Raw genomic sequence first — 18,198 nt, 5'->3', positions numbered from 1 at the left:
GTGTATCCCTTCGTGGGTCACCACGTGCGCTCCCAGAAGGCGTGGTCGATCGACCAGTCGGAGCGCAGCAGCGTCTGGAGCACCATGTCCGCGTGCCGGGCCGGCTCCGGCTCGTGGGGGTGGACCACGTGGCCGCACAGACGGCGTCCGACGGTGGCCCGCGCGGCGGCGGCGACCAGTGCCGAGGTCGCCTCCCGCCGGTACTCCGCGTCATCGACGAGGATGTCCACCAGCTCGGCGAACGCCTCCCCGGTGACCTCGTCCCGCTCGTCGGTCAGGACCGTTCCGTGCCCGATGGGTACGCCCGCGACATGGGCGATGAACGAGCGCCGTCCCGGATTCGCCAGCACGACCTTGATGCCGGCGTGTTGTGCGTCGACCTGCTGCCCCGGGTAGGCGTTGCGGTACGCCTGCACCAGCCAGGCGTGGACGCGCGCGTCGTCGCCGGGCGTGGCGGGACGCACGCCCACCGCCGTACCGGCCGGACCGGGGCGCGGCGGGGTGGCGTTCGCGGAGCGGTCGTGCCGGATATAGGTGAGGCGGGGCCGCCATGGCTCCGGCAGCGGCACACCGCCCGACGCGCGCAGCAGAACCGCCTCGGCGTCCGTGTGGCGCTTCCGTACGCGGTCGCAGAGCTCACCGAGCGCCTCGGCGTCCTCGGGCAGCCCCGGGTCGCAGTACTCGACCAGGACCTGCGGGCGCGCGGTGAACGGGTCGTCGTACGCGCCGGCCACGTACCGGTGCCCGCGGACCTCGTCCACCAGACCGGCCAGCCGGGCCCGCTCCAGGTAGTCGTCCGTCGTGTTCACGGCGCCGCCGGACTGGCCACGGCCCGCAGGCCGTCCCGGACGTGGGCGGCGGCACGGCGCAGATCGTCCGCGGTCACCGCGTCGATGTACGCGACCTCGTCGGCGGGCGACCAGGAACCGAGTCCGCCGCCGCGCAGGGCGAGGAAGCGGGCGCAGTCCAGCGGGGTGTCCATGGAGGTGAGGACGCGCATCCGTGCCTGGCGCCGGGCGGAGGCCAGATCCTCCGGTGCGGGGCCCTTCGTCGCGACCTCGTCGAGCGCGGTGCGGATCACGTCCAGTGCCGCGTCTCCGTTGCCCGGCTCCACACCGGCCAGGACGCGCCACACGCCGGTGTCGGCGTAACCGCGGTTCCACGCGTAGAAGGTGTAGGCGAGTCCCGCCTCGCCGCGCAGCCGGCGGTACAGAAGCGACGACGGGCTCGAACCGAGCAGCTGGGCGAGGACGTTGAAGTGGGGTCTGCGCGGATCGTGTTCCGGCACCGAGCGCGCGCCCGCGCACAGCCACGTGAACTCCGTCGACCAGCGCACCGGTTGCGGCGGCAGCGGCGGCGGCGAGGGCGGCATGGTCGCCGGAGCCGTACCGATGGCCGCGAGGATTCGCGGCTCGATGCCGGCCACCACGGGATCGACGGTCTTCGGCAGCCTGGGGCCCACCACGATCAACGACAGCGGAGCGGTCAGCAGCCGCTCCGCGTGGGCGGCGGCGACCGACGTCGTGCCACACCGTTCGATGTCGGCCTTCGTGCCCGCGACCGGGCGTCCCATCGGATGCCCCGGGAAGGAGTGCGCGAAGAACGCGTCCTGCGCGACGTCGCTGTGGTCGGCCGCGGCGGCGGCCAGTTCCTGGAAGACGGCCCTCTTCTCCTGTTCGAGGACGTCGTCGCTCCACCGCGGTCGCAGGACCGCCTGGTAGAGCAGCCCGGCGATCTCATCGGCGTCGTCCGGGGCTATCTGCGCGTAGAAGAGCATGCGGTCGAGGCCGGTCTCCGCGTTGGCGTGCCCGCCGAGCCGCTCGACGTACTCGCTCAGCGACGGGACGGCCCCGACGGGCGCCGACATCAGTACGTGCTCCAGCACATGGGCGAGCCCGCACTGCCCCTCGGGGTCGAGTCGCGAACCGTACTTGGACGCGAGGCAGATGGTGGTCGTACTCAGCCGCTCGTCGATCATGCCGACGACGGGTACGGGGCCGTCCACCGTGGTGAACTGATGCACAGCAGCCCTCCATTCGGTAATTCGCTTTCGTCAAGCGGGTATGCCGCCACCCGAAGGTGGCGGCATACATCAATGCTCCGCTTTTCAGCGGCCCTGCGGCTTGACCTTGTCGAGACGGGGGCGCAGGAGCGCAGCGTGCTTCGCCATGATTTCCTCCTTGATCGAACGGAACGAACGATCATCACGTTAGGCACCGCCCGACAGCGGGAGCAAGACCGATTTCTGTTTCCCGCACATCGAATTGAGCGGCATCGCGAAGGATGCTGATTACGGAAATACGGGCCCTGGGAAGGCTCTTCTCTTCCCGCGCTGACTGTCTTTGGCGCGCGGCGCGTCCATGAGGCATAGATCGAGGCGCGCTCGCGCAGTGATCATCCGTAGATCGGGTTCTGAGACTGTTGTCGGGCCAGCAGTTGCACCGGGGAGAGATGATGTGACAGCAATGAACGATCGATCGGGCCGGTTACCGCATACGGTGCCCCGACCGGCCCCGCCACTCCGCATTGCCCTCGATGAGCGCCAACTCAAACTCGTTTCGCTCCTGTTGGCAGGCCACACGGATGTCAGTGCCGCGCATCGGCTCGGGGTCAGCCCCCGTACCGTGACCAATATGCTGCGCGCCCTGATGAACCGGCTCGGTGTCGACAACCGATTCCAACTGGGCGCCGCCCTCGGCACCCACGTGTGGTCCGACACCGCACCTGTACGCTCCGACGACCGTAACCGCAATACGTTCGCACGAATTGAAGGGGGAATTCGATGTCCCGCCGAAGCAGGCTGAAGCACAATCGGGTAAAGGAACTGGCGGCCGGAATCGTCCTCCTCTGCGCGCTGACGGGCATGTCCGCGACAGCGCTTTCGACGGCGGAGGATTCGACGGACGCGACATCGCAGCACGGCCACGGCTCCGTGGAGTGGAACAGCACAGGCTCCGACTGGGATCCGCCGGCGGACACGCGGTAGAACGGCGCGGACGGACCATGCCGTATCGCCGCGAGCCGAACCCGGCCCCCGGCGATACGGACCCCGGTCACCCGGTGCTTCCCCGCGACCCGGCCCACGGGGTGGTCATCCGGAACCCCCGGTCACCCGGGGGCCCTGGTCAACTCGTGGTCCGGGCCGCGCAGCGGCGCGGCCGCCTCGGGCAGGTCGAGACGCGTGAACAGCGTGTGCGCACGCTCCCACAGCGCATGCGCCTCGACCGTACGCCCGAGGTCGGCGAGCACATGGCCGAGGATCGCCAGGGCGTGCCCCCGGTCCCGCTCGAACGCGATGTCCTCACACTGCGCCAGCGCCTGCTCGGCGTGCGGCAGGGCCTGTTCGAGGTCACCGAGCGCACGCAGGCTCTCGGCGAGGCGATAGCGCGCGTGCACACTGCGGGAGTGCAGGCCGGCGCTCGCGCACAGCTCCAGGCACGCCTCGAACCACGACACGGCCTCGCCGTGCTCGCCCAGGGCCTGTAGCGCGAGGCCCCGTACGTACATGGCGTACGCCTGTCCCGAGCTGTCCTGCGCGTAGGCCCCGCTGTCCAGGACCTCACGGCAGACCACCACCGCCTCGGTGGGGTTCCCGGCGCGCACCTGCGCGAGCGCGGCGTTCACCATGGTCGCCGTCTCAGCCGTGCGGTGGCCCAACTCACGGGCCAGAGCGATGGATTCGGTGAAGCACGCGACCGCCTCGGGATACCGCGACATGTACTGGGCGATGAGGCCGAGGTCGTTGAGGACCTGCTGGAGCACAACGGTGTCACCCACCTCCCGGCACGCCGTGAGCGCCGACCTCGCCTCGGTCTCGGCGTCGGCGAACCGAGCGGCGGCCAGGGCGATCGTGCACCGCAGGAAGCGGGCCCGCCCCTCGGCCCTGCGGTCGCCGAGCCGCACGGCGGCGTGCACCAGGGCATCCGCCGTGGACACCAGTTCGGCATAGCGGTTGCCGACATCGAACGGGCTGAGCGCGATGAGCAGATCGACAGCGCGACGCAGCCGGCGCACCTCGTCCTCGTAGCGCGCGGCGTCCGTCACCGCGCCGCCCTCGTCGGACGTACGAGCCGTCGCCGAGGCGATCTGGGCCACCAGCGCACGGGCGTCCTCCGCCTCGATCAGCGCCCACCGCCGTGCGGCGCCCAGATCGGCGAAGGTCAGACCGGGCACTCCGGGCGGGGCGAAGGCGCTGGCCACCGGATCGGCGGGGACGGCGTGCCGGAACGCCTCGCAGGCCGTCGACAGCAGAAAATCGAGCAGCCGGTCCTGGATCGCCGCCGCCTCGTCGGTCCGTTCGTCGCGCGACTTGCCGCGTGCGAAGGCGCGCAGCAGGTCGTGGTAGCGGTAGCGACCGAGCACCCTCGACTCCAGCAGGCAGGCGTCGACCAATGACTCGAGGGTGTCCTCGGCGTGGGCCGCGTCCGTCGCGAGCATCGCCGCGGCCGCGGCAACGCCGATCTCCCCGCAGTCCACCGCCGCGAGCCGCCGGAACCCCGCCGCCTGTTCGGCCGTCAGCTGGCGGTAGCTGAGCTCGAACACCGCCTCGACGGCCAGCTCACCGGCGCGCAGCTCGTCCAAGCGGCGCCACTCCACGGCCAGCCGTTCCCGCAGGCCGGCGATGGACCACATGGGGCGGGAGGCGAGCCGTGCGGCCACGATCCGCACGGCCAGCGGCAGGAACCCGCACGCCTCGACGAGCCCGAGCGCCGCCTCGGGCTCGGCCGCCACCCGCGCTTCCCCGATCGCCCGGCGCAGCAGCCGGGCGGCCTCCGAGCTGTGGAACACGTCCACATTGAGTTGCAGGGTCACCGGCAGGCCGACCATCCTGTTCCGGCTCGTCACGACCACGGCGCAGCCCTTGGCGGCGGGCAGCAGCGACCGCAACTGCCAGGCGTCCCGCACGTTGTCGAGCACGATCAGCATCCGGCGGCCGTCGACCATGGACCGGAAGAGGGCGGTTCTGGCCTCGATGTCGTCCGGCAGCGCGTCGGCGGCGATGCCCATCGCGGAGAGGAAGTTCGCCAGTACGACCTCGGGTCTGCTCGGTTCCGCGTCGCCGCCGTGCAGATCCGCGTACAACTGCCCGTCCGGAAAGGCGCCCCGCACCCGGTGCGCCACATGGAGTGCCAGCGACGTCTTGCCGACCCCTCCCATGCCGACGAGGACGGCCACCGCGGGTGTGCTGCGCTCCGGCTCCCGCAGGCACCGGTCGAGTGCGTCGACGAGATCCTCGCGGCCGATGAAGTCGGGCTCCTGGGGCGGGAGATGAGCCGGAATGGGCAGCGGCCGGGGGCTCGGCGGCGGTTCCGGCCGATCCTTCGCCCGCTCGCTCTCCCCATCGGCCTCCGCGCCGCCGACGAGGCTGAGCACCTCGGACGCCGGGGGAGCCAAGGCGGGATCGCGCTCCAGGATGCGCTGGTGCAGTTCTTCGAGCGCGGGTCCCGGCTCCACCCCGAGTTCGTCGACGAGGAGCTGCCGGGCGCCGCGGAAGACGCCGAGCGCGTCGGCGGACCGCCCCGCCTGATACAGAGCCGTCATCAGCAGGCCGTAGGGGCGTTCGCGCAGGGGGTGTTCGGTGGTCAGCTCGGTGAGTTCCGGCACGCAGCGCGCCGCGTGGCCCAGCGCGAGCTCGTACGCCAGACGCTCTTCGAGCAGTGTCAGGCGCAGCTCGCAGAACCGCTGGCGCTGCCGCTCCGCGAACGGGCCGGGCATACCGGCGAGCGGCTCGCCCTCCCACAACTCCAGCGCCTGCCACAGCAGTTCCCTGGCCTGCTCGGGCCGCCCCTGCGCACCGGCCCGGTCCGCCCGGGCCGTGAGCTCGGTGACCCGGAAGGCGTCGATGGACTGCTCGGGGACGTGAAGCCGGTAGCCGTCGCCCGACGTCACGAGTACGTCCAGGTCCGGCTGACCGGCCGTGAGTATCCGTCGCCAGCGCCAGGCGTAGGTCCGCAGTGTCGACACGGCCTTCGCGGGCGGGGCCGTGCCCCACAGCGCATCGGACAGATCGGCCGCCCCGGCGACACGCCCCGGCCTGAGCAGCAGCGCGGCGAGCATCGCCTGCTGCTGCGGATACCCCACGGCCAGAGGGACGCCGTCCCGGAGGATCCGTAGCGGGCCGAGCAGCGAAAACCGGAGACGTGCCATGGTGCCTGACTCTTCTCGTATCACATTGACTGGTTGGGCGGTCATGAATGAGACCGCGATCCACATGCGGTGGTTCCGTAGGTGCTCCGGGCAACTGACGACGGCTGCCGGCCCGAGAAAGGCCAGGTGGGGTGGGAGCACGATACCGGATCCGGTTCCGGAACCGAGCGGATCGCGGCCGTCGGCCACGGAGGGCGGGCGTGACCTCCCGGCGGGTGACGTTCACCCGGTTTTCATGAAGTGGTCGATGAACTCCCCCTCGGGTGCCCGCGTGTGACACCTAACGTCTTTGGTTCAGACCGGTTATCGATTCGTTACGATGACCCTCTCGGGAGAGAAGGACCCTGTGAAGCCCCTTGTGAAGTCCCCTGTGAGATGTGCTCCTCTCGCCATCGCCGTCGTGTCCGCCGCCCTCGTGTCACCCGTCGTCGCGCACGCCGACGCCCGGCCCCAGGACGGCGCACCGGCCGCGCCCGGTGTCAGCGTCCCCGGCGGGCGGTACGAGAAGGCCGTCTCGGTCAAGCTGACGTCGGAGCGCGGCACCGTCGTCCGGTACACACTCGACGGGACCACCCCGACGTACCGGAGCCGGGTGTACGCACCCGGGAAGCCGCTGCGGATCAGCGAGGACACCAACCTCACGGCTGCCGCCTTCGACGGAAGGAAGGGAAGCGCGCCGGTGTCGTACGGCTATCTCATCAAGACCCGGGAGAAGCCGATCGCCAAGCTCGTGGTCATGTCCGATGTGCACACGGACAGCCACGCGACCGGCGACAAGAGGTACGAGGCGTTCTTCGACACCATCGGGTCGATCTTCCCGCGGCCCGACGCGATCCTGTCCAACGGCGACATGATCAACGACAACGGTGACGGTCGCGGAGCCGACCACAAGACCGTCTCGGAGATCTTCCAGGCGAATCTCGCCCGCAAGGGCATGACCGACACCCAGTTGCTCATCTCGAACGGCAACCACGACGCGAGTCTCGCGGCCGTACGGGCCGGGTACCCCCGCGAGTGGTTCCCGGACGCGGGCGGCGGCTACTACGAGTCGAACGTCAACGGGGTGCACCTGTTCACGATCAACACCGAGACGTACAACGGCGACACGGCCCAGCGGGCCTGGCTCAAGGACCGTCTCGCGCGGATCACCGCCGACCCGGCGAGCATCAACAAGCCCATCCTCGTCCAGGGCCACCGGCCCGCCCCCGGCACCGTCATGGACGACCAGCAGACGTCCAACCCGCTGCTCACCCAGGACCTCGCCGACTTCCCGCAGGCGGTGTACCTCAGCGGCCACTCGCACCTCAACATCAACGACGAACGGTCCATCGCCCAGAAGGACTTCACGGCCGTCAACGACGGCTCGATGTCGTACGTGGAGGTCGACCACGGCTACCAGGCCATCACCGACACCGGTCTCGCCGACCGCTTCGAGGCGACCACCGCGCAGGCCCTCTTCATCGAGGTCTACAAGGACCGCACGGAGATCGCGCGCGTCAACATGAACGCCGACAAGCACGACATCTACCAGGGCGGCACGTGGTCGGCCAATCCGCAGCCGCCGTACGCCAGTTCCGGAACCCTCAGCGGACCGACCTGGACCCTGCGGCTCAAGGGCAGGACCGACCAGGAGATCAAGGACAACTTCCGCTACACCGCCGCCGCGCGCAACAGGACCGCCCCGCGGTTCACCTCCCGGCAGCCGCTGAAGGCCGTCACCACCGACGCGGGCGCCACCGCTCTCCGTGTCACCCAGGCGACGGACGACCAGCTGGTCCACCACTACGACGTGACCGTCACGGACACGACGGCCGGTGCGAAGGTCGTCTCCTCCAAGGTGCTCTCCGAGTACTACTTCATGCCCCGCCCCAACACCCTCGACATCCCCGTCCCGGCGAACGCGGCCGGCACGCGGTACACCGCGCGGGTCGTCGCCGTCGACGCGTACGGCAACGCCTCGCCAGCCGCCTCGCTGACGTTCGGCGAGTAGCACCGCCCGCGGCCGAAGGGGGCGAGCCGCACGGAGCTCCCGTGAGTGACGCTCGGCTGGGAGACCCCAGCCGAGCGTCCGCGTAACCCGCTCGCGGCCCGGTCGGCACGCGCACGTGTGGTGACGAACCGTAGGGACCGCCGTCGGCTACCGCTCAGGTGCGGTAGGCGTAGTACGCCGCGGTCGGGTACGACGCGATGAGGCTGGCCATCGACCTGTTGTAGGTGTCGATGGAGTGGTACGTGAGGTACGGCACGCCCTGCTGGCTGCGGGAGGTGACGATCATCGTATGGTCCTTGGACCCGTCCTTGTCGAAGTCCAGCTGGAGCACATCACCGATGTCCATCTGGTACACGTTGGCAAGGCTGGTCGCCCGTGCGGACGACAGTGCGAACCAGGAGAACTCGTTGACGCCGACGAAGGAGTACGACTGGATCTCGGCGTTGCCGAACCACTTGTGGAAGTCCGTCGTGTAGCCGGGAACATGCTTCCAGCCGCCCGCTTTCAGGGACTGGCTGACGAAGTTGGTGCAGTCCCCGCCGGCGCCGGCGCCGTCGAAGCTGGGGTAGTCCGGGTTGTAGTTGTTCCAGTGCTTCGTCGCGTAGGCCGCCATGGCGTTGTAGTCGTACCCGCCGGCCGTGAAGTTCTTCGGGTTGGACGGCGCCGGGCGCGTGGTGGCCGCGCGGGGCGCCGAGGGCGGGTCGTCGGCGGCGGCGACCGGTGCGGCGGCGGACGGCTCGGCCACCTGGTTGACCGCGAGGTGGCCGTCGTCCGTGTCGCGGACGGCGGTCAGCTGCCAGCCGCCCTCGCGGTCGGCCTGGAAGGTCAGTTCGTGGTGGGCCCGGAACCCGGTGGTCTTCGGCTCGGCGCCCCTGGCCTTCCCGTATGTCAGGGTCGTCCTCTCGGTGACGGCGACTGTGGCGCGCCGGCCCTCCACCCGTGTGGCGTCCAGCGTGACACTGGTGTCGGCTCCGCTGTACGTCTCGCCGAGCCGGGCCAGGCGGGACTTGCGGGCACGCAGTTCTTCGAGCGTCGCGTCCTCCTCGCGTGACTGCGTCTCGGACAGCCGCACCGTTCCGGTGAAGCCGGAGGTGCGCTGCCGGAGCCCGCTCGGGGCGTCGTCCACCAGGGCCCGTGTGCGGTCGGCGAAGACCGCGTCGGCCAGCCGCTGGAACGTGGCCCTGGTCGCCGAGTCCACCGACGGGTCGTCGACGACCGCCGCGCTCGCGCTCCAGCCGGGCCCGAGCGCGACGCCGGCGGCCATCGAGGCCACCACCGCGACTATGGCGGCGCGGCTCCGCCTACGGCTCACTCTTCTCGTTTTCAATGACGTTCCTCCTCTTCGGCGCACCTACTGCGCGATCGCATCTTCACACGGGATGTGTGCGAGGTGTGAAGCGAAGGGCACAAGTGGAACCAGACTGTTTCCAGGGTCACTTGACCACCGTGGACCAGTCGGGCGACTGTGCCGGGTCCAGTCCGCGCATGCGCTCCAGCGTCTCGGGCTTCTGCACGTCGAGCCAGTCGGCGAGTTCCTTGAAGGACACGCACTTGGTGCCCTTCTTGGTGCAGACGTTCTTGATCACCTGGTCGACGGCCCTCATGTAGATGCCGCCGTTCCAGTCCTCGAAGTGATTGCCGATGAACAGCGGAGCCCGGCTGCCGTAGTAGACACGATTGAACCCCGCCATGTAGGAGTCGACGGTCTGCTGCTCCCAGTCGGGGTACTTGGCCGGGTCTCCCTCGGTCTCGCCCTCGGACTGGTTGTAGAGGAAGTTGAAGTCCATCGACAGGCCCTGGTACTTCCCGCCCGGGTACGGAAGCATCTGGAGCGGAAGGCCCCAGATGCCGTCCTTCTTGGTCGGCCATATCTGGAACTCACCCGGGGAGCTGGCGTCGTAGCGCCAGCCGTAGCTCTTCATGGCCTTCAGCAGGTTCGCCTGGCCCTCCAGACAGGGCGCGCGACCGCCGGTCACCTCCTTGCGCGGGTCGAAGGGCAACGGGGGCATGTCCTGGTAACCGGCGTTGGTCTTCCACTTCTCCACGAAGTCGTAGAACTGGTCGATCTCGCTCTTCCACTCCTCCACGCTCCAGTCACCGCCCCCCTTGTCGCCGCAGAAGTGGCCGTTGAAGTGGGAGCCGATCTCGTGGCCGTCCCGGTAGGCCCCGGCGAGCTGCGTCAGGGTGGTCCGGATGTGCTCGTCGGTGGGGTAGCTGATCGCGGCGGAGCCCACCGGGTGCTGGGGCGGGCGATAGAGGTCCTTCTTGTCCTTGGGCAGCAGATAGATGCCGGTGAGGAAGAAGGTCATGTGGGCGTCGTACTTCTTGGCCAGCTCCCGGTAGTGGGAGAAGAGCCGGTCGTCGCCCTCCAGTGCGCCGTCCCAGGAGAAGACGACGAACTGGGGCGGTTTCTCACCCGGTTTGAGCGGTACCGCCTGCAACTGGCCCTTCTGCGGACCGGTGTAGGAGGTCGACCCGTCGCCGAGCACCTTGGTCTTGCCGTCCCATTCCGGCTCCTCGCCGGCCTTCGCCGAGCCCCAGCCGGCCCATCCGTCGTCGCCGGAGGCGGCCGGCGCACCGTCGTCGGAGGGGTTCAGCGCCAGGAAGCCCACGACGACCGCGCAGACGACGACCAAGGCCGCCGCGAGGGTCACGAACCGGGTACGGGCGGTGCGCCGGGGGGCGCGCGCCTTGCGGCGGCGGCCGGGAGTCGACTTCATACGGGGCTCAAATCTGCGAGGGGGGGTACGGGTGCGGGTACGGGTTCCGACGGTCCGCCGGTCAGCTCAATGGGCTCATGGCGCCGGCCCAGATGTCGTACGGGACGCTGTCGTCGGCGGTTCCCGCGATCCCCTTCAGGGGCAGCGGTTCGAGGCTCTTGGCCAGATCGATGCGGTAGACGACCACGGCGGTCGTCACAGCGCGGGCCGTGCCGATGTACCAGGCGGCGGTGTCGTTCGCGGTGGTGCCGGCCTTGCCGGACACCGCGGCGCCGGCGGGAGCGGCGTCCGGGTGGGCGGAGCGGATGGAGTCCGTGAGTGCCCGGGTCACCTCCTCGGCCACCCGGGGGTCCATCGCGCGGCGCGCGTGCGGCAGGTCCAGCCGTACGGCTGTGCCGTTCCGGGTGACGCGGCGCACGGAGTACGGGTCGGTGTGCTGCCCCGCGGCGGCGAAGGTGGCGTAGCCGCTGGCCATACGGATCGCACTCGGCGTGGAGCTGCCCAAGGACAGGGCGGGTACCTGCGGCCCCATGCTCGACGACAGCAGTCCGGCCGCCAGTGCCGTCTGCTTCACCTTGTCCAGGCCGGTGTCCATGCCCAGCTGCATGAAGGGGGTGTTCACCGACTCGGCGAGGGCCTCGCGCAGCGTGATCGAACCCCATGACTTGCGGCCGTCGTTGTGGGCGGCGACCTTCTTGCCGGCGCGGTCCCAGTAGGGTCCCTCCGGCGTGCTGACGGGCACACCGTCGTCGCCGTCGTAGAGGGACTCCGGGGTGACGGGCTCCCGGGGTGCGTCGCGCTCCTTGACGGCGCCGTGTTCTAAACCTGCCGCGTAGACGAAGGGCAGAAAGGCCGAACCGGCGGGAACCGTCGTGGCGTTGGACTCGTTGTAGCCCTGTTTGCGGTGGTCCGGACCGCCGTAGACGGCGAGGATCCGGCCGTCGGTGGCCACCGAAGCGGCACCGTAGTGGGCGGTGGCGGCCGCGTCCGGGTGGGTCTCCAGGGCCTTCTTCCGCGCCTTGGTCACCTCGTCGTCGAGTGCCGCCTCCCGCTTGCGGTCGAAGGTCGTGTAGATCTGGTAGCCGCCCAGGTCGAACTGTTTGGCCGACATGCCGGCGGCCTTCGTGGCGTGCTGGGAGGCGAGTTCCACCAGGTAGTCGCTCTGCTGGCCGGTGTCGTACAGCGGGTTCTGCTTGAGCGGCTCGGGGAAGGTGCGATAGCCGGCCCGCTCGGACGCCGACAGCTTGCCGATCTTGACCATCCGGTCCAGGATCCAGTTCCAGCGCTCCACGGCCCGGTCATGGTTGGCGGCGCTCAGCGTGGGGTCGTACAGGCCGGCGCCCTTGAGCAGCGAGGCGAGGAAAGCGGCCTGGCTCGCGTCGAGTTGGCTGACGTCCTTGCCGTAATACGCCTGCGCGGCGCGCTGGATGCCATAGGTGCCCCGGCCGAACCAGCTGGTGTTGAGGTATCCCTCCAGGATCTCGTCCTTGCTCATCTGGTTGTCGAGCTTCAGAGCCATCATCGCCTCGGTGAACTTGCGGCTGATGCTCTGGTCCTGGTTCAGGTAGACGTTCTTGACGTACTGCTGGGTGATGGTCGAGCCGCCCTGGGTGTCACCCCGCCCGATCGTGCGCCACAGAGCGCGGGTGAGGCCCTTGGACGAGATGCCGGGGTCGCTGTAGAAGCTCTCGTTCTCGGCCGCCAGCACGGCCGAGCGGACGTCCTGGGGTATGTCCTTCAGCGGCATCGCCTGCCGCTGTACCCAGCCGGTACGGGCCATGGGGGTGCCGTCGGACCAGAAGTACACGTTGTCCTGCTGGGTGGCGTACGTGTTCAGGTTCTCCGGTATGTCCGTCGCGGCGTAGGCGATGCCCAGGAACAGACCGGTCAGCCCGACGGCTGTCAGCGTTCCGCCCAGCCACTGCCGCAAGGAGGGCGCCCAGCGGCGCCAACCGGACCGGCCGGGACGCGGATAGTGCGGTCTGAGCCGGCGGGCGTACGACATCGTCGGCCCGGCGAGGGGGGCCAGGAGCGTGCCCAACCGCCTGCGGGCGGACGGCGGCCGCGCGGCCTTGCGCCGGTCGGCTCGCCCGCTGGACGGCTCCGGCCGCCGCACCCGCGACGGCGTGGCCTCGTCGGCGGGCGGAGCCGACTCCGCGCGCTCGGACGGCGGGGGCACCTTGAGCTGCATGGTGCGTTCGGGGTCGGCGGGAAGACGTGCCCGGCCGCCGCCACTGTGCTCATCACCGAACCCGGCCCCCCGCGAAGCGATCCGTCGGCCCGATGACCCGCGGCTCTCTTCCGGACCCCCCGGCCCCTGCCCTGCCTCTGTCATGGCTGGGTCTCACTCCCCACTACGTGCGGCCCCTTCGGGTCGACACAGCTGCCGCTGACGCGGCTGCCATCCCCCCAGCCGCTTTGCGGCCCTTGCGGTCATACAAAATTATCAGCGATCTTTTCAAGTTCTCCGCACAACCGCCCGACAGGACGAAACGCACAGGAAACGTGAGGCATCCCGGCCCCGCAGGCCCGTCCCTTCCGGGCCTGATGTCCCGTCACGGGCGCGTTCGCCGGGATCAGGGCCGGCGAGCCAGGGCGTCCGCGAAGCGCAGGCGTGCCGGACCGCCCGTCCGTGAGCCGCGACCGATGGCCACCAAGCGTCCTGCGCTTGTCTGTTGCGCGACAGCTCCACCACCCCGGGCGTTCACGCAACCACCGCTATGGGCGGGACCACGGCCCGGCCCGAGCCGGTTCTCCGTGAAGGGCAACCCGGAACCCTCTCCGGCTTCTTCGGGGGTGAGCAGCCGGAGCGTGTTCGATCGAACGGGTTGACTTGTCGATATTCAGATTGTTGCGTACATGACAAAGTGTGGGGTTCGCGTGAAGATCGCCAACCGGTGCTCACGGCACCGGGAATCCCGGGGAGGCCCCGTCGTGGTCGCCGGTTTCACGGCGGGGCCGAGGAGTTGTCAGGCCCAGACCGCCTCACGCATCGGGTTCCAGGTCCACCCGGGCAGACTCGGCATGGTGCCGGACGGGCGTGTGACGCCGTCGATCGCGTCGTCCCATGCGGATACGTCGACCAGGAGGTCAGCGCGATCGGTGTCGGTAAGGTTCTTCAGGTCGATGGTCCAGGTCTCGCCGTGATAGAGGTCGTTCGTGATCTTCGTTCCCGCTCCGGTCAAGGTCGCTTCGCCGCCCCGGTAATCCAGGATCAGCTGAGCTTCGGTCAGGTCGGCCAGGTCCGCGGGGTCGCTGGTGATGCGCCACCGTCCGGTGCCCGCGGCCGTGACCTTCGGGGCGGCGGGGGAGGCGCCGAGCCGGAAGGTGTAGCGCGCGAAGGGGGCACTGCCCTGAGCCCTGTCCCATCCGGCCCTCGGAGCGAGACCGCCCGCCGGCAGGATGTCGGCGGTGATGACGCTCCCCGCACGGGCGGTGAACCGCGCGGTCGGTGCCAGCCCGGAAAGCTGGGCCTTCCTCGTGATGATCAGCCGGTCGCGTCCGTTGAGCGGGGCGACCACCGCGTCGAGTGACTCGGCCTCGCTCAGGACGACGATCCGCGCGCGGGGGGCCTGTGTGCCGGCCCCGCGCACCAGGAGGGAAGTGCGCCGCCCGGCCGGGACACGCGCGATCCGCTCGGTGCCGGTCACCGTCTGGGTGAAGGATCCCGACTCGCGGGTGAGGACGACGGACGCGTCGAAGGCGAGCGCCCGGTCGGTCCAGTCCGGTGCCCAGTAGACGAAGGTGGGGACGTCGTCGCCGGACACCTTCGCCAGGGGTTCGACGGTGGCCCAGCGCAGGTCGACGCCGTTCAGATCGGTCATGACGGGGAACGCGTTGCAGCGGTCCTTCGGCATGGTCAGGGGCTTGTCGGGCAGTGTGACCGTCCCGTCGGCCGTGTGTACCTGGATCTGCATGTCGTCGCGGCTGGACAGAGTGACATTGCGCTGGGTGTTGTTGACGAACACGAAACCGCGGCCGGCGGTGTCGAAGCGGCCGATGTACCGCAGCCGGCTGGTCTGCGCCGGGTCCATGATCTGTCCGGGGTCGCGGCTGACCCGGGTCCTGACGAGTTCCTCGGTGTAGCCGGCGGTGAAGGTGTGCAGCCGCCGGTAGTACCGGTAGGAGTCCCTGGTCTGGCCGAACTCGCCCAGCGGGGCCTGGAAGTCGTAGGTGAGCGCCCAGTCTCCGTTCAGACCGGCTGTCTGGGTCCCGCCATGGAACATGTAGTAGCCCAGGTAGTTCGCGCCCCGGCCGACACAGTCGTAGGCGTGCGCCACCACGTGCTCACGCTCGACGCGGAAGCGGCTGGTGCCGCGCATCGGACTGCCGGTGCCCAGTTCGCAGAACCCGCGCGGGTAGTCGAGGGTGTTGTACCTCGCCTCGCCGATGTCGGTGTTGGCGGTCCACTCGTCGGTGCCGTAGATGAACCCGGACACGGGGGAGGTCCCGCCATTGGCCTCCCACCCGCGGTAGCAGTAGGCGCCCTGCAGCGGAATCGCGGTGTCCTTGTCGAAGTTGGAGTTGGCCGTGACCGTGTAGTACGGCACCACCAACCCGCGCTCCACGCACATCCGACGCAGGGTGGTGATGTGGGCCGGGTCGCCGGAGGCGAATTCGTTCTCCAGCTGGATTCCGACGATGGGCCCGCCGTCCTTGACGAACAACCCCTGGACCTGGTCCGCGATCCGGGAGAAGTAGGACCCGACCTTGGCCAGGTAACCCGGATCGTCGGTGCGCTTTCCGGACAGGGCGAAAGAAGGGATGCCCCCGTTGGTGGCTTCCGCGTTGATGTACGGGCCGACACGCAGCCAGACCAGTAGTCCCTGTCGCTGGGCGGCGGTCACGAACGCGCGAAGGTCCTTGTGGCCCGTCCAGTCCCAGGTGCCCTGCGGCTCCTCGTGGTGGTTCCAGAACAGGTACGTGGCCACGGTGTCGAGTCCGGCCGCGCGCATCTTGCCCAGCTCGCGCTCCCAGCGGTGAGCGGGGTGGCGGACGTAGTGGAACTCGCCGCTGACCGGATACCAGGCTTGCCCGTTTCTGGACCAGGCGTTGCGTGTGACGCCGTAGGCGACCCCCGCGCCGGCTCCTCCGGCGTTGGCCAGCGCCGTGTCGGTCCTCGGCTCGGCTGCCGCCACGTCCAGGTGATAGCCGAGCGAGGGCACGACCTTCCACAGCTGACTCGGGTCCGCGGTGTCGGAACGGATCTCGATCGTCGCGCCGCCGGTGGTGGCGGACCCCGCCACCGAGAGGAGCTTGCCGCTGGGCCTGCTGACGATCTTCACCCGGCCCTGGCCCGCATCGTCCAGGCGCCACTGCTGGTTGGTTCCGCCGTTGCCCTGCCACTGGATCACCTGCGAGCCGTCGACGGTCCGGCCCCCGTACACGTCGAGGACCCTGGCCGACGCCACCGAGCCGATCGTCACCCACCCGCCGCCCACCTGGGTTGGCGACCACAGCTGGTTGGTGGCACCGGTGGCCTTCCACTGGATGACCGCGGCACCGTCGGCAGCGGACCCGCCCTCGACATCGAGCCGGAGGCCGCTGCGCACATTGACCAGCATCACGGGCTCTGCCGCCGCGCGATCGGCCGCCAGCGCTTCGGAGGGCCGCGGCAGCCCACCGAGGACGGGGCCGGCGGCGACCGCCGCCGCACCGGCGCCCAGCAGTTTCATCGCCCCCCGACGGCTGACGGCCTCGGGTCGGATGTACGACGAGTAGTCCATCTCTTCTCCTCGGTGTGGTGTCGTGTCGTACGAAGTCGCCGACCCCGGGGCCGTCCCCGGGGTCGTGTCATGCGGAGGGGCGGGTACGCGGGACGTGCCGGCGGTCGGCAACTGTCCGCCGTCGCCGTCTTCTCCGCAGGCGTCGCCGTCCGCGTCGTCCGCGTCGTCCGCGTCGTCACAGCGACACGGCGAGGTGGTCGGTCGCGCGGCCGTGCCGGAGGGGTCCGGTACGGCCGCCGACGCGTGACCGGACTACTTGTTGACGCTGAACCCCTGGTCGGTGCCGTATGTGATGCTCGCCTGCTGCCAGTCCTCCAGCCCCTTGCTGAGGGGGGTCGAGGAGATGTAGGCCTTGCCCACGGTGTCGTTGAAGATGGAGTTCGCGTAGACCTGGTACGGCAGGTACGACCAGTCGGTGCCGACGTTGCCGGCCGCGTCCGCGAAGATCCTGTTCGCCCGCTGGCCGCCGAAGTAGGGGAACGCGGCGTCCAGGAACGTCTTCGACCCCAGGTCCCCCTTGGTGGCGGGGAACGAGCCCTCGGCGACGCGGGCCGAGGCACCGGCGCCCGTGGTCGCGTACTCGACGAAGGCGTAGGCCAGTTCCTTGTTCTTGGCGGCCTTCGGTACGGCGAGGGAGCTGCCACCGTTCTCGGCGCCGGTCTTGTCGCCCTCGGTCCACTGCGGGAGGGGTGCCACGCGCCAGTCACCGGAGGCGGACGCGACGCCCGAGGTGAAGCTGGCGGGCATCCAGGCGCCTATGGCCAGTGTGGCGATGCTGCCGTCGGCCAGGCCCTTGTACCACTCGTCGCTCCATGAGCTGACCGGAGCGATCAGGTCCTCGGTGAGCAGCTTCTGCCAGGTGTTCGTGTAGGTCTTGGTGCCTGCGTCCCCGAAGTCGATCGAGACGTCGGTGCCCTCGGTCTTGTAAGGGCGGCCCCCGGCCTGCCAGATGAGGCTGGTGGTGGCGCCCGCGTCGCCCGTGTCGTTGGTGATGAAGATCTCGGGATCGGCCTTGTGCAGGGTGCGCGCCGCCTCGACGTACTCGTCCCAGGTGACCGGGACCTTGACGCCGTGCTTGTCGAAGACCTTCTTGTTGTAGAACAGCGCCATGGGACCCGAGTCCATCGGCAGGGCGTAGATGGACTTGTCGTACTTCACGGCGTTCCACGGACCGGTGGTGAAGGTCTTGTCGTACGCGGTCGCACCGTAGCTCCCGAGGTCCTCCAGGGACTTGCCGATGGCGAACTGGCCGACGGCGTAGTACTCGACCTGCGCCACGTCGGGGGCGCCGGAGCCGGCGGTGATGACGTTCTGCAGCGCGGTGTACTGCTTGTCGCCGGTGCCGGCGTTGACGAGTTCGACGTCGACCTTGGGGTACTTCTTCTCGAAGCCGGCCACCGCCTTCTTCAGTGTGGGCTCCCATGCCCATACCGTCACCTTGCCGCCCTTCTCCAGCGCGGACTTGACGTCCTTCTTGCCGCCGCCGTCGGTGGCCGGGTCGGACGAGCCGCAGGCGGTGGCGCCGAGGGCCATCACACAGGCCGTGGCGACGGCACCGAGAAGCCGTCGGGTGCTGTTCGTTCTCATGGGTGGTGCTCCTGGTTCGGTGTGCGGG

At 69.7% G+C, this 18,198-nt stretch carries 11 protein-coding genes; 3 read left to right on the top strand and 8 right to left on the bottom strand.

Annotated elements, in window-relative coordinates:
- Window positions 1–17: 17 nt before the first annotated feature.
- Window positions 18–809, bottom strand: a complete 792-nt coding sequence (locus CU044_RS00860; protein ID WP_129766402.1) for a hypothetical protein — start codon at window positions 807–809, stop codon at window positions 18–20.
- Window positions 806–2,023 carry a pitrilysin family protein gene (locus CU044_RS00855; RefSeq protein ID WP_129766401.1) on the bottom strand — a complete coding sequence of 406 codons (1,218 nt, stop codon included), beginning with the start codon at window positions 2,021–2,023 and terminating at the stop codon, window positions 806–808. The genes CU044_RS00860 and CU044_RS00855 overlap by 4 nt, the downstream gene beginning before the upstream one ends.
- Before the next feature lie 337 nt (window positions 2,024–2,360).
- Between CU044_RS00855 and CU044_RS39975 the strand changes: the two genes are divergently transcribed.
- Together CU044_RS39975 and CU044_RS39140 are read left to right on the top strand one after the other, a co-directional pair.
- A complete protein-coding gene (locus CU044_RS39975) occupies window positions 2,361–2,804 on the top strand; it encodes a helix-turn-helix transcriptional regulator (RefSeq protein ID WP_129766400.1) in 444 nt (147 codons plus the stop codon).
- Window positions 2,783–2,986 (top strand): hypothetical protein, encoded by a 204-nt coding sequence (locus tag CU044_RS39140; RefSeq protein WP_129766399.1) that lies wholly within the window; start codon window positions 2,783–2,785, stop codon window positions 2,984–2,986. Before CU044_RS39975 ends, CU044_RS39140 begins: the two co-directional genes overlap by 22 nt.
- A 122-nt stretch (window positions 2,987–3,108) precedes the next feature.
- Here the strand turns inward: CU044_RS39140 and CU044_RS00840 are convergent, their stop codons facing one another.
- Window positions 3,109–6,147, bottom strand: a complete 3,039-nt coding sequence (locus tag CU044_RS00840; protein WP_240045250.1) for a BTAD domain-containing putative transcriptional regulator — start codon at window positions 6,145–6,147, stop codon at window positions 3,109–3,111.
- A gap of 370 nt (window positions 6,148–6,517) precedes the next feature.
- On the opposite strand from CU044_RS00840, the gene CU044_RS00835 reads away from it, so the two are divergent.
- Window positions 6,518–8,137: a chitobiase/beta-hexosaminidase C-terminal domain-containing protein gene (locus CU044_RS00835; RefSeq protein WP_193563837.1), complete on the top strand. Its 1,620-nt coding sequence runs from the start codon at window positions 6,518–6,520 to the stop codon at window positions 8,135–8,137.
- A 154-nt stretch (window positions 8,138–8,291) separates the two neighbouring features.
- Here the strand turns inward: CU044_RS00835 and CU044_RS00830 are convergent, their stop codons facing one another.
- From CU044_RS00830 to CU044_RS00810, 5 genes are all read right to left on the bottom strand, one after another.
- Entirely contained in the window at window positions 8,292–9,401 is a 1,110-nt protein-coding gene (locus CU044_RS00830; RefSeq protein ID WP_129766650.1) for an amidase domain-containing protein, read from the bottom strand.
- 169 nt (window positions 9,402–9,570) lie between these two features.
- Window positions 9,571–10,857 (bottom strand): hypothetical protein, encoded by a 1,287-nt coding sequence (locus CU044_RS00825; RefSeq protein WP_129766397.1) that lies wholly within the window; start codon window positions 10,855–10,857, stop codon window positions 9,571–9,573.
- Between the two features lie 61 nt (window positions 10,858–10,918).
- Window positions 10,919–12,862 (bottom strand): transglycosylase domain-containing protein, encoded by a 1,944-nt coding sequence (locus tag CU044_RS00820; protein WP_129766649.1) that lies wholly within the window; start codon window positions 12,860–12,862, stop codon window positions 10,919–10,921.
- 964 nt (window positions 12,863–13,826) lie between these two features.
- Window positions 13,827–16,583, bottom strand: coding sequence for a beta-galactosidase (locus CU044_RS00815; protein WP_129766396.1), 2,757 nt, complete (start codon window positions 16,581–16,583; stop codon window positions 13,827–13,829).
- A 252-nt stretch (window positions 16,584–16,835) separates the two neighbouring features.
- Window positions 16,836–18,170 carry a sugar ABC transporter substrate-binding protein gene (locus tag CU044_RS00810; RefSeq protein WP_129766395.1) on the bottom strand — a complete coding sequence of 445 codons (1,335 nt, stop codon included), beginning with the start codon at window positions 18,168–18,170 and terminating at the stop codon, window positions 16,836–16,838.
- Window positions 18,171–18,198: the final 28 nt, after the last annotated feature.

The sequence above is a fragment of the Streptomyces sp. L-9-10 genome (genome assembly GCF_004151105.1).
Taxonomy (GTDB): domain Bacteria; phylum Actinomycetota; class Actinomycetes; order Streptomycetales; family Streptomycetaceae; genus Streptomyces.
The sequence above is the reverse complement of the archived record's forward strand: the minus strand, read 5'-3'. Positions and strand labels throughout refer to the sequence as shown.